This is a genomic window from Ensifer sp. (assembly GCF_035999135.1).
Classification (GTDB): Bacteria; Pseudomonadota; Alphaproteobacteria; order Rhizobiales; family Rhizobiaceae; genus Ensifer.
The window spans coordinates 1-12,820 of record NZ_DASYGZ010000037.1; the positions used below are offsets into that span (position 1 = coordinate 1).

The window sequence follows — 12,820 nt, forward strand, 5'->3', positions numbered from 1 at the left end:
ATAGGACCGCTGCATTTCCTCGATGATGGAAATCGGCTCGATGCCTGGCGGAGTTTTTCCGCCGCCGGGGGTGCTTTGCTCAGTCAATGGTGATCACGATCTTTGTTCAGAATCAGTCGGATATTTATAGCGGATTGCCACCGGAAGCGCCAATCTGCGGCCCTTCGCGCCAATCGCCCGCCGGCACGTGAAGATGTTTCTGTAACGCGTTGATTCGCCGCATGATTCGCCAGATTTTCCCGGGTCTGGCCAATTGCGCCATGCAGCAGTTGTGAACAGTCTTTTGCCGGCGTAGCAGGCTTTTCTAGGGCATGGCGCGCGAAATCGGAAGCCCCCATCCGCCAAAGGCCGGCGCGCGGCGGATTTGAGGCCGCAACGAGCGCAGCGAATGCTCATTAAGTCATTGCTGAGACTTTGTTTGCCTCCCTCTTCCCAAGGCCCGGCCGCTTGCCTAACAATGCGCTGACGCCACCGGGAACACCCGGGGCGAGAATCCGGAAGGGGAAACGGATGTTCAATGTCGACCTCCTGGTCAATGCGCTGACGACACTTCTCGTCACGCTCGATCCGCCGGGCCTTGCGCCGATCTTCCTGAGCCTCACGGTCGGCCTCAGCCGGCAGGAGCGCTTTCAGGTCGCCACACGCGGCTCCCTGATCGCGTTCTTCATTCTCGCGGCCTTCGCGCTCTTCGGCAACAGCATCCTCGGCCTGCTCGGCATCTCGATCGGCGCCTTCCGCATCGCCGGCGGCCTGCTGCTGTTCTGGATCGCCTTCGAGATGATCTTCGAGAAACGCCAGGAGCGAAAGGAAAAGACCGGCGAGAACGCGACGGTCAAGGACCACATCCACAACATCGCGGTCTTTCCGCTTGCCCTGCCGCTGATTGCCGGCCCCGGAGCGATCTCGGCGACAATCCTGCTCGCCGGATCGTTCCCGACGGCCATCGAGCGCATGCAATTGCTGATCGTCATCGCCCTGTCGATGCTCAGCCTCTTCCTGGCGCTGGTCATCGCTGAACGCGTCGATCGCTTTCTGGGTGTCACTGGCCGCGCCATCCTCACACGCCTGCTGGGCGTCATCCTGGCGGCGCTGGCGGTGCAATTCGTCGTCGACGGGGTGAAGTCGGCGATGGCGGTTTAGATCGGGACCCTGGCCAACGTCCCAGCGGAAGCCCCAACGAAAAACGCCACGTCGCAAGGACGTGGCGTTTTTCGTCAATAGGATCTGCGTGTCATCAGAACGGAATGTCGTCGTCCATGTCGCGCGAGAAGCCGCCGCCCTGGCCACCTTGACCACCCTGGCCGCCGCCGGAACGGCCGCCGCCCGAGGACTGGCGCGGCTGATCGTAATCGTCGTAACCACCGCCGCCGCCGTAGTTGCCGCCGCCGCCGAAGTCGCTCGAACCGCCACCGCCACCACGGCTGACACCGCCGCCGCCTTCGCCGCGGCCATCAAGCATCGTCAGCGTCGAGTTGAAGCCCTGCAGCACGATTTCCGTCGAATAACGGTCGTTGCCGTTCTGGTCCTGCCACTTGCGGGTCTGCAGCGCGCCTTCGATGTAGAGCTTGGCGCCCTTCTTCACATATTGCTCGACAACCTTGCACAGGCCTTCGTTGAAGACGACGACCGTGTGCCATTCGGTCTTTTCCTTGCGCTCGCCGCTGTTGCGGTCGCGCCAGGTCTCCGAGGTGGCAATGCGCAGGTTGGCGATCGGCCGGCCGTCCTGCGTGCGCCGGATTTCCGGGTCTGCCCCGACATTTCCGATCAAGATCACCTTGTTGACGCTTCCAGCCATGTTGCTTTTCCCGTGGTTTCACCGGACCAACGGTCCGGCTTGGAATTTCAAGAGCGCGCATCTTAGCGGTCAGAACCCGCCGATACGCCCCGCCTCAGACATAATCCACAACAGTTTTGGTCGTTTTATGGATGTTTTGTTCTTTATTTGTTCTAGTATTTGGCTATGATCCTGTCAACCGACTCGAATTGGCCGCCTGTTTTGCCGATTGCGCCTCGACATGGGCGTTAGCGTCATTACATAGGGGGCTTTCAACCGACATGCAAAAGCTGGCTTCCGATGAGTGAACTCAAGACCATCTCCATTCGTGGTGCGCGCGAGCACAATCTGAAAGGCATCGACCTCGATCTGCCGCGCAACAAGCTGATCGTGATGACCGGCCTGTCCGGTTCGGGCAAGTCGTCGCTTGCCTTCGACACGATCTATGCCGAAGGCCAGCGCCGCTATGTCGAGAGCCTCTCGGCCTATGCGCGCCAGTTCCTGGAAATGATGCAGAAGCCGGATGTCGACCAGATCGACGGCCTGTCGCCGGCGATCTCGATCGAGCAGAAGACGACCTCGCGCAATCCGCGCTCGACGGTCGGGACCGTGACCGAGATCTACGACTACATGCGCCTGCTGTTTGCGCGCGTGGGCGTTCCCTATTCTCCGGCAACGGGCCTTCCGATCGAAAGCCAGACGGTCAGCCAGATGGTCGACCGGGTGCTCGAGTTTGGCGAAGGCACGCGCCTCTACATCCTTGCACCGCTCGTGCGCGGCCGCAAAGGCGAGTACAAGAAGGAACTCGCCGAGCTGATGAAGAAGGGCTTTCAGCGCGTCAAGGTCGACGGCACCTTCTACGAGATCGCCGAGGTCCCGGCCCTCGACAAGAAGTACAAACACGACATCGACGTGGTGGTCGATCGCGTGGTCGTCCGGCCGGACCTCGCCTCGCGCCTTGCCGACAGTCTTGAAACCTGCCTGACGCTCGCCGATGGGCTCGCCGTCGCGGAATTTGCCGACAAGCCGCTGCCGGCGGAGGAGACCGCCGCCGGCGGCTCGGCCAACAAGTCGCTCAACGAAACGCACGAGCGCGTGCTGTTTTCCGAAAAATTCGCCTGCCCGGTGTCCGGCTTCACCATTTCCGAGATCGAGCCGCGGCTGTTCTCCTTCAACAACCCCTTCGGCGCCTGCCCGACCTGCGACGGCCTCGGCAGCCAGCAGAAGATCGACACGGCGCTGATCGTTCCGGAAGAACACCGGACGCTGCGCGATGGCGCGATCGCGCCCTGGGCGAAATCCTCGTCTCCCTACTACAACCAGACGCTGGAAGCGCTCGGCAAGGTGTTCGGCTTCAAGCTCGGCAACCGCTGGAACGAGCTTTCGTCCGCGGCGCAGAACGCCATCCTGCATGGAACGGAAGAAAAGATCGTCTTTCACTATGAAGACGGCGCACGCTCCTACAACACCACCAAGAATTTCGAGGGCATCGTGCCCAACCTCGAGCGCCGCTGGAAGGAAACCGACAGCGCCTGGGCGCGTGAGGAAATCGAACGCTACATGTCGGCAGCCCCCTGCCCGGCCTGTGCCGGATTCCGGCTGAAGCCCGAAGCGCTGGCCGTCAAGATCGACAAGCTGCACATCGGCCAGGTGACCGAGATGTCGATCCGCATCGCGCGCGACTGGTTCGAAGCGCTGCCGGAGCATCTCAACGCCAAGCAGAACGAAATCGCCGTGCGTATCCTCAAGGAGATCCGCGACCGTCTGCGCTTCCTCAACGACGTCGGGCTTGAATATCTGAGCCTGTCACGCAACTCCGGCACGCTGTCGGGTGGTGAAAGCCAGCGCATCCGCTTGGCGTCGCAGATCGGCTCCGGCCTGACCGGCGTTCTCTACGTGCTCGACGAGCCGTCGATCGGCCTGCACCAGCGCGACAACGCCCGCCTGCTCGAGACGCTCCGTCATCTGCGCGACATCGGCAACACCGTGATCGTCGTCGAACATGACGAGGACGCGATCCTGACGGCCGATTACGTCGTCGATATCGGGCCAGCCGCAGGTATCCATGGCGGCGAGGTCATCGCGCAAGGCTCGCCCGCCGATGTCATGGCCAATCCGAAATCGCTGACGGGCAAGTATCTGTCTGGCGAACTTTCGGTTTCCGTGCCGGCCGAGCGCCGCAAGCCGAAAAAGAAAAAGGAAATCACCGTCGTCGGCGCGCGCGCCAACAACCTGAAGAATGTCACCGCGTCGATCCCGCTCGGGGTCTTCACCGCCGTCACCGGGGTTTCCGGCGGCGGCAAGTCGACCTTCCTGATCGAGACGCTCTACAAGGCAGCCGCCCGCCGCATCATGGGTGCCCGCGAAAACCCTGCCGAGCACGACCGCATCGACGGTTTCGAACATATCGACAAGGTGATCGACATCGACCAGTCGCCGATCGGCCGCACGCCGCGTTCGAACCCGGCAACTTATACTGGCGCCTTTACCCCGATCCGCGACTGGTTCGCCGGCCTGCCGGAAGCGAAGGCCCGCGGCTACCAGCCGGGCCGCTTCTCGTTCAACGTCAAGGGCGGCCGCTGCGAGGCCTGCCAGGGCGACGGCGTCATCAAGATCGAAATGCACTTCCTGCCGGATGTCTACGTCACTTGCGACGTCTGCCATGGCAAACGCTACAACCGCGAAACGCTCGATGTGCATTTCAAGGGCAAGTCGATCGCCGACGTGCTCGACATGACCGTCGAGGAAGGCGTCGACTTCTTCGCCGCCGTCCCCTCGGTGCGCGACAAGCTTGTGACGCTCAATCAGGTCGGTCTCGGCTACATCAAGGTCGGCCAACAGGCCAACACGCTTTCGGGCGGCGAAGCCCAGCGCGTCAAGCTCGCCAAGGAATTGTCGAAGCGTTCGACCGGACGCACGCTCTACATCCTCGACGAGCCGACAACCGGCTTGCATTTCCATGACGTAGCCAAGCTGCTTGAAGTGCTGCATGAGCTTGTCAACCAGGGCAATTCTGTCGTGGTCATCGAGCACAATCTCGAGGTCATCAAGACCGCCGACTGGATCATCGACTTCGGTCCCGAAGGCGGCGACGGCGGCGGCGAGGTCATTGCCAAGGGCACGCCGGAGGAGGTCGTCAAGGAGAAGCGCTCCTATACCGGCCAGTTCCTGAAGGAGCTTCTGGAGCGCCGGCCGATGAGAAAGGTCGAGGCGGCGGAATAGCCGCATCGACCGGTGCGGCCACCGGAAGGAGTGATCCCCACATGATGCGGCTTGCTCGTCCGGACGATCTGGCAGCGGTTCTCAGCGTGACTTCTGCCGCCTATGAGCCCTATCGGGCACTGCTTGGCAGCCCACCCTTGCCAATGACCGAGGACTATGTGCCGCGCATCGGGCGCCGCGAAGTCTGGGTGTGTGAGGACGAGGCAACGATTTCGGCACTTGCGGTCATCGAACGCCATGCCGACCACCTGATGATCTTCAGCCTCGCCGTTGCGCCCGCCTTTCAGGGCCAGGGACTTGGCGTCGGTCTGCTGAAATTCGCGGACGGCAAGGCGGCCGACTGGGCGTTGCCGGAAGTGCGGCTTTACACCAATTCGCGCATGGAGCGTAACATCGCGCTCTATCGCGCCCATGGATTTCAAGAAACGGGTCGCCGACCCAATCCGCATCGTCCAGGATGGTTACTCGTGGACATGGTAAAGACGATCAAAGATTGAACGAAAGCAGCAATATACCGGCTGCGCTTGAGGAGGACGGCATGGCAAATTCCGCAAAGATCCGCGTTGGCATCGGCGGCTGGACCTTCGAGCCCTGGGAGGGCACCTTCTATCCCGAGACGCTCGCGAAAAAGCGGCAGCTCGAATTCGCCGGCAAGGAGCTGCGCGCGATCGAGGTGAACGGCACCTATTATTCCTCGCAGAAGCCCGAGACCTTCGCCAAATGGGCCTCCGAGGTGCCTGACGATTTCATCTTCTCGCTGAAGGCCAGCCGGTTCGTCACCAATCGCAAGGTGCTTTCGGAAGCCGGTGAATCCATGGAGCGGTTCCTGACGCAGGGCCTGACCGAACTCGGGCCGCATCTTGGGCCCATTCTCTGGCAGTTCGCGCCGACGAAGAAGTTCGATCCGGATGATTTCGAAGGCTTCTTGAAACTGCTGCCGGCAAAGCAGGACGGCCTGCCGCTTCGCCACGTGGTCGAGGTGCGCAACCCGACCTTCCAGACGGCGGAGTTCGTGGCGCTGCTTGAGAAATACAAGGTCGCCGTCGTGCTTGCCGAACACGCGGATTACCCGATGATCGCCGATGTCACCGCCGACTTCGTCTATCTGCGCCTGCAAAGGGGCAGCGACGACATCAAGACCTGCTATTCAACGGACAAGCTGGACCTCTGGGCCGAGCGCGCCAAGGCGTTCGCGGCGGGCGACGAGCCGAGCGGTCTGGAAAAGAGCGCACCGGAACGCAAACCCGCCAGAGAGCCTCGCGACGTCTTTGCCTTCTTCATCACCGAGGGAAAGGTGAATGCGCCAAACGGCGCGCGCGAACTGCAAAAGCGGGTGGATTGATTCCGGCGACGAGGCAGCGGAGAGCGTAATATTGGGGTCGGCGCGCAGTCGTGCAGCTGGCCCCATTGCCGTCGCTCCCTTCCATATGCCGCACGTGCGGACCCGTGAGACCTCGGCAATCCTTGAGTTCGGCTTGATCCTCGCTGATCCAAGGACAAAATCGCGCAGCAAATCATACGATTGCAGCGACCCCTTGCGTGCCTTTAAGAGCGCCTGTGTCCGCTGGGGCGTCCTCCACATCCAACCGGCTCACGGGTCCCCGGCAGGTGACGCCGGCGTTATGGCGGAGGCCGGACAAGCGAGGTTTGGCCACGCCAGAAAAGCGAATCACCAGCCCACCCCATATTGCCCTTGCGGGAGCAACCGAGCTTGCCGCTACGGATGAATTTTATGCGGGTTTTTACCCGTCAATTTTTTGATCGCGTGCCGACCGTTGCGTCAGTCTCACAGGCAACCTCCGGAAGTGCCTGATTTTCATGGTGTTGGCCAATGTCCCCGTTTTCCACAGCTGACCCACACAACATCTAGCGCTCAAACTTCCGTCACAAACCACCCCTTGACGCCCCCGGACGATTCACGGTTAATGGATTTCACGTTGCGACGGCGGCGGACCGGATTGTTTAGAGCCCGGTTCATCTCACCAAATCGGCGGTTCTGACAGGCGGCAGTCATGGATTCCTCCATGCGGTCGCCGTGAGGATTTATGTGCGATTTTTGAGGCCCGCCGGGGCAAATTTTGGCTGGCATAAAGATGCTGTTAACACTATATTTAGTGCTTGCAGCCAGCCTATTCCACAAGATACAGGGTCACCCAGATATGGGTTTCTCTCCAAGGACGGAAGCTGAGACTGGCTGCGGGATGCCCTCGCGGCCGGGCGGGGACAACTGCGCCTGTGGCGGGCGCAAGGCAACACGAAGGACCAGGGACAATGAAGATCGAACGTCGTTTCACCAAGGCCGGGCAATCCGCCTATGCGGAGATCGAATTCCGCAAGGCTACGAGTGAAATCAAGAACCCGGATGGTTCGATCGTCTTCCGTCTCGCCGACATCGACGTACCGGCGCAGTTCAGCCAGGTCGCGGCCGACATTCTCGCCCAGAAGTATTTCCGCAAGGCCGGCGTTCCCGCCAAGATGAAGCGCGTCGAGGAGAACGATGTCCCCTCCTTCCTCTGGCGCTCCGCTCCCGATCAGGACGCGCTGAAGGCGCTGCCGAAGGAAGAGCAGTACGGCTCCGAAACCGATGCGCGCCAGGTTTTTGATCGCCTGGCCGGCACCTGGGCCTATTGGGGCTGGAAGGGCGGCTATTTCGACACCGAAGAAGACGCCTCCGCCTTCCAGGACGAACTTGCTTACATGCTCGCCACGCAGCGCGTCGCGCCGAACTCGCCGCAATGGTTCAACACTGGCCTGCACTGGGCCTACGGCATCGACGGCCCCGGCCAGGGCCACTTCTACGTCGACCCCTTCACCGGCAAGCTGACCAAGTCGAAGTCGGCCTATGAGCACCCGCAGCCGCACGCCTGCTTCATCCAGTCGGTTGCCGACGACCTCGTCAACGAGGGCGGCATCATGGATCTCTGGGTGCGCGAAGCGCGCCTGTTCAAGTACGGCTCGGGCACCGGCTCCAACTTCTCGCACCTGCGCAGCGAAGGCGAAAAGCTCTCGGGCGGCGGCAAGTCCTCCGGCCTGATGTCGTTCCTGAAGATCGGCGACCGCGCCGCCGGCGCCATCAAGTCGGGCGGCACAACCCGCCGCGCCGCCAAGATGGTCGTCGTCGACATCGACCATCCGGATATCGAGGAATACATCAACTGGAAGGTGAAGGAAGAGCAGAAGGTTGCAGCCCTCGTCACCGGTTCCAAGGTCGTCGCCAAGCACTTGAAGGCGATCATGAAGGCCTGCGTCAACTGCGACGGCACCGACGACGCCTGCTATGACCCGAAGCAGAACCCGGCGCTGAAGCGCGAGATCCGCGCTGCCAAGCAGGCGCTGGTTCCGGAAAACTATGTGCAGCGCGTCATCCAGTTCGCCAAGCAAGGCTACAAGGACCTCGAGTTCAAGACCTACGACACCGACTGGGATTCGGAAGCCTATCTCACGGTTTCCGGCCAGAACTCCAACAACTCGGTCTCGATCAAGGACGACTTCCTGCGCGCCGTCGAAACCGATGGCGACTGGCACCTGACCGCCCGCAAGGACGGCCGCGTGATGAAGACGCTGAAGGCCCGCGACCTCTGGGAATCGATCTCCTACGCCGCCTGGGCGTCGGCCGATCCGGGCCTGCACTTCAACACGACGATGAACGACTGGCACACCAGCCCCGCCGCCGGCCCGATCCGCGCGTCGAACCCGTGCTCGGAATACATGTTCCTCGACGACACCGCCTGCAACCTCGCCTCGCTGAACCTGATGATGTTCAAGGATGCGGCGACCAAGCGCATCAACATCGCCGACTACGAGCACGCTGTCCGCCTCTGGACCATCGTTCTCGAAGTCTCGGTCATGATGGCGCAATTCCCATCCCGCGAGATCGCCGAACTTTCCTACGAATACCGGACGCTCGGCCTTGGCTATGCCAACATCGGCGGCCTCCTGATGTCCTCGGGTATCCCCTATGACAGCGCTGAGGGCCGTGCGATTGCCGGCGCGCTCACCGCCATCATGACCGGCATCTCCTACGCGACATCGGCCGAAATGGCCGAGAAGCTCGGTCCGTTCCCGGGCTTTGCCCCGAACCGCGACAACATGCTGCGCGTCATCCGCAACCACCGCCGCGCCGCCTATGGCGAGGCGACCGGTTACGAGGCGCTGTCGGTCAACCCGGTCGCGCTCATCCATGGCGACAACCCGGACCAGGATCTCGTCATCCACGCCATGAGCGCCTGGGACAAGGCGCTGGAACTCGGTGAAAAGCACGGCTACCGCAACGCCCAGGCAACCGTGATTGCGCCGACCGGCACGATCGGTCTCGTCATGGACTGCGACACGACCGGCATCGAGCCCGACTTCGCGCTCGTCAAGTTCAAGAAACTCGCCGGCGGCGGCTACTTCAAGATCATCAACCGCGCTGTCCCCGATGCGCTGCGCTCGCTCGGCTACGGCGAAAGCCAGATCGCCGAGATCGAGGCCTACGCAGTCGGCCACGGCAACCTGAACCAGGCGCCGGCGATCAATCCGTCGACGCTGAAGGCCAAGGGCTTCACCGACGAAAAGGTGGAAGCGGTCAATGCCGCGCTGAAGAGCGCCTTCGATATCAAGTTCGTCTTCAACCAGTGGACGCTCGGCGCCGACTTCCTGAAGGGCACGCTGAAGGTCACCGACGAACATCTCGGCGCGATGGACTTCAACCTTCTCGACCACATGGGCTTTTCGAAGAAGGACATCGAAGCGGCCAACATCCACGTCTGCGGCGCGATGACGCTTGAAGGCGCGCCGTTCCTGAAGAACGAGCACCTGCCGGTGTTCGATTGCGCCAACCCCTGCGGCAAGATCGGCAAGCGGTATCTGTCGGTCGAAAGCCACATCCGCATGATGGCGGCTGCCCAGCCGTTCATTTCGGGCGCGATCTCCAAGACGATCAACATGCCGAACGAGGCAACCGTCGAGGACTGCAAGAGCGCCTACATGCTCTCGTGGAAGCTGGCTCTGAAGGCCAACGCGCTCTACCGCGACGGCTCCAAGCTGTCGCAGCCGCTCAACGCCTCGCTGATCGAGGACGACAAGGACGAGGATGCGCTTGAGGATCTGATCCAGGCGCCCGCCGCCGCCCAGGCCGTTACCATCACCGAGAAAATCGTCGAGCGCGTCATCGAAAAGGTGATCCGGGCCCGCGAAAAGCTGCCGAACCGCCGCCAGGGCTATACCCAGAAGGCCGTCGTCGGTGGTCACAAGGTGTATCTGCGCACCGGCGAGTTCGGTGACGGCCGCCTCGGCGAGATCTTCATCGACATGCACAAGGAAGGCGCCGCCTTCCGTGCGATGATGAACAATTTCGCCATCGCCATCTCGCTCGGCCTGCAATACGGCGTGCCGCTCGAAGAATATGTGGAGGCCTTCACCTTCACCAAGTTCGAGCCGGCCGGCATGGTCCAGGGCAACGACGCGATCAAGAACGCGACGTCGATCCTCGACTACGTGTTCCGCGAACTGGCCGTGTCCTATCTCGGCCGCCACGACCTTGCCCATGTCGACACCTCCGACTTCGGCAACACGGCGCTCGGCAAGGGCATCCAGGAAGGCAAGACCAACCTGATCTCCACCGGCTGGACCCGCGGCTACAAGCCGACCATCGTCGGCGGCACGGCCGACCGCTCGGCAAGCGAGCCCAAGGGTTCCTCGACCGCAGCCCCTGCCCGCGCCTCCTCCGGCGCAACGATCACGGCGATCGCCGGCAACACGGTGCGCAAGATCGAAACGACGACCGCGATCGCAACGTCCGAAATCGTCGCCTTCAAGCGCGACTACGAAGAGCGCGCTGCGGAACTCGCAGAAGAGATCGCAGAGGAAACGACCGAGACGGTAACGGATGTGACCGCCCTCTTCTCCGACAAGGCAGCCGCGGAAGCCGCATCAGCCAAGTCGGATGCCAAGAAGGTCGAGGCCGAGCGCCGCGCCCGCTCGATCATGCAGGGCTACACCGGCAACATGTGCACCGAGTGCCAGAACTTCACGATGGTGCGCAACGGCACCTGCGAGAAGTGCGACACCTGCGGCGCGACCAGCGGCTGCAGCTAAGCTCTCGGCGCTTTGGGCTGCTGTGGCTGCCCACATGCCGCCGCTCGCCGACACCGACCACCTTCATCGACCCGAAGCCTGCTTCGGGTCGACTTGCTTTCAGGAACCGGCCGCGAATACGCTGCTGACGCGCAATGCGCGCCGCACGCATGCCCAACCGCCAACCGAGTTCCTCTCATGTCCGTCCCTATCATCGATGTCGTTCTCACAGACCCCTGCAGCGAAGACCTGCGCGGCATCGTCGCGCCGCTCGACGCTTTCAACGATGCTCACAGCGGCATGGCCGACCTGCCCGGCTTTGCCATCGTGCTTCGCGATCCCGAGACCAAGGCCGCCACTGGCGGGCTCTACGCGACCGATGGCTATGGCTGGGCCTTCATCCGCTATCTCGCCGTTCCCGATGAGTACCGTGGCCAAGGTCTTGGGCGACGCCTGATCGAGGAGGCAGAGAAGATCGCGCGAGAGCGCGGCTACATCGGCCTCTGGCTCGACACCTTCGAATTCCAGGCACGGCCGTTCTACGAGAAGCTCGGCTTTAAAGTCTTTGGCGAGCTCGAAGGCGGCGACGGAGCGATCGCACGCTATTTTCTGAAGAAGCGATACTGATGCGCCGCGCTCCACGCTCGATCCGTTGCCGACGCCCCCGCTCCACGCTCGAGCCGCCTTTCTGCTCGGGGATACGGGAGCGATGGAACCAGATTTGGCTGATCCGATGCCCCTTGCAATGACGTCGGATTGGTTCATGATCCCGCGGGAACGGGGCCGTAGCTCAGTTGGGAGAGCGCCGCAATCGCACTGCGGAGGTCGAGGGTTCGACTCCCTTCGGCTCCACCATCCCATGGTGAACTCGTAATTATCTATCAAAATCAATTAGATAGAAGAACAGCACCGGGACGTGAGTACCCAAGAAAGTACCCACTGTGAGTACCCATTTAATCCGTCCGTCGATGGTAGTGTCGGACCAACACGACATGCGGGAAAGCCAGAACCCGTTCCACACCGCGCTCCCTTAGTGCTTGTGGAGCTTCGACGATCTTGTAGAGGCGTCCCATGTCGAACGACCGGATGACCAAGGCCTCAATGTCGTTGCCGAGATAGGTGATGGGGTCGTCAAGCCTGTCGAATACGTCAGGAAACCTTCTGGAGAAGTAGCCGTAGACGGTGTCATACTGGACCGGGACACCTAAGGATTGGAGGTTATTGAACTTGCGGGGTGACACCGGCTGGACCCGCTGTGTGGGCTTCGCGATCTTCTTCCGCATCTTCAGAGCCCCCTGCAATCGACCTCGATGGCCTCGCTGTTCAGGCTGCGGTCGATCCAATCCGATGCACTCAGCCCCGTCGCCGTCCATGTGCGAAATGTTTGGTAACGCCAGCGCTTCCCGAGGTTGATGCCGAGGAACATGCTGTCGTGCGAGACCTCCAACTCGAAGCCGCCGATCTTGATGAGCATTGCGTCGTCTCCCTGTTCGCAAATCACTTGGGGGCTTTCCCCCGATCGCACCTATCCGTCCATTGGCAGCTTCGTCAATCTCCACATTAGTAAATGATTTCAATAATTTACTCCACTGACGGAACCATTCCGCTGGTGGAAACATCTCGCTCTTCTATCAAGCCGAAGAAACGCTTTGCGGTTCAGGCTCTTGCGAGGGGTGGGACTTTCCTGAGGCTCCACAGAATTGCTTCGGTGGAACGAAATTCGGACCTTGGAAAAAACCATTGGACGATGGGCTTCATAAGAGGGCA

Annotated in this window: 9 protein-coding genes and 1 tRNA gene; 7 read left to right on the plus strand and 3 right to left on the minus strand. The window is 61.6% G+C overall.

Annotated features, from left to right (window positions below):
- Positions 1-510: 510 nt before the first annotated feature.
- On the plus strand, positions 511-1,140 hold the full coding sequence (locus VGO12_RS02745; RefSeq protein ID WP_327511210.1) for a MarC family protein: 630 nt from the start codon (positions 511-513) through the stop codon (positions 1,138-1,140).
- A gap of 94 nt (positions 1,141-1,234) precedes the next feature.
- Here VGO12_RS02745 and VGO12_RS02750 read toward each other — a convergent pair whose 3' ends face one another.
- Positions 1,235-1,795 carry a single-stranded DNA-binding protein gene (locus VGO12_RS02750; protein ID WP_327511211.1) on the minus strand — a complete coding sequence of 187 codons (561 nt, stop codon included), beginning with the start codon at positions 1,793-1,795 and terminating at the stop codon, positions 1,235-1,237.
- Between the two features lie 279 nt (positions 1,796-2,074).
- Here VGO12_RS02750 and uvrA point away from each other — a divergent pair, with 279 nt between their 5' ends.
- From uvrA to VGO12_RS02780, 6 genes are all read left to right on the plus strand, one after another.
- Positions 2,075-4,996 (plus strand): excinuclease ABC subunit UvrA, encoded by a 2,922-nt coding sequence (gene uvrA, locus VGO12_RS02755; protein ID WP_327511212.1) that lies wholly within the window; start codon positions 2,075-2,077, stop codon positions 4,994-4,996.
- A 41-nt stretch (positions 4,997-5,037) separates the two neighbouring features.
- Positions 5,038-5,493, plus strand: coding sequence for a GNAT family N-acetyltransferase (locus VGO12_RS02760; protein WP_327511213.1), 456 nt, complete (start codon positions 5,038-5,040; stop codon positions 5,491-5,493).
- A 41-nt stretch (positions 5,494-5,534) separates the two neighbouring features.
- On the plus strand, positions 5,535-6,338 hold the full coding sequence (locus tag VGO12_RS02765) for a DUF72 domain-containing protein (protein WP_327511214.1): 804 nt from the start codon (positions 5,535-5,537) through the stop codon (positions 6,336-6,338).
- Between the two features lie 929 nt (positions 6,339-7,267).
- On the plus strand, positions 7,268-11,074 hold the full coding sequence (locus VGO12_RS02770) for a vitamin B12-dependent ribonucleotide reductase (RefSeq protein ID WP_327511215.1): 3,807 nt from the start codon (positions 7,268-7,270) through the stop codon (positions 11,072-11,074).
- A 177-nt stretch (positions 11,075-11,251) separates the two neighbouring features.
- Entirely contained in the window at positions 11,252-11,680 is a 429-nt protein-coding gene (locus VGO12_RS02775) for a GNAT family N-acetyltransferase (protein ID WP_327511216.1), read from the plus strand.
- 152 nt (positions 11,681-11,832) lie between these two features.
- Positions 11,833-11,908: transfer RNA gene (locus tag VGO12_RS02780), tRNA-Ala, on the plus strand.
- A 98-nt stretch (positions 11,909-12,006) separates the two neighbouring features.
- Here VGO12_RS02780 and VGO12_RS02785 read toward each other — a convergent pair.
- Together VGO12_RS02785 and VGO12_RS02790 are read right to left on the minus strand one after the other, a co-directional pair.
- Positions 12,007-12,336, minus strand: a complete 330-nt coding sequence (locus VGO12_RS02785; protein WP_327511217.1) for a hypothetical protein — start codon at positions 12,334-12,336, stop codon at positions 12,007-12,009.
- A gap of 2 nt (positions 12,337-12,338) precedes the next feature.
- The gene (locus VGO12_RS02790) at positions 12,339-12,527 is read right to left on the minus strand and encodes a hypothetical protein (RefSeq protein ID WP_327511218.1); all 189 of its coding nucleotides are present in this window, start codon (positions 12,525-12,527) and stop codon (positions 12,339-12,341) included.
- Positions 12,528-12,820: the final 293 nt, after the last annotated feature.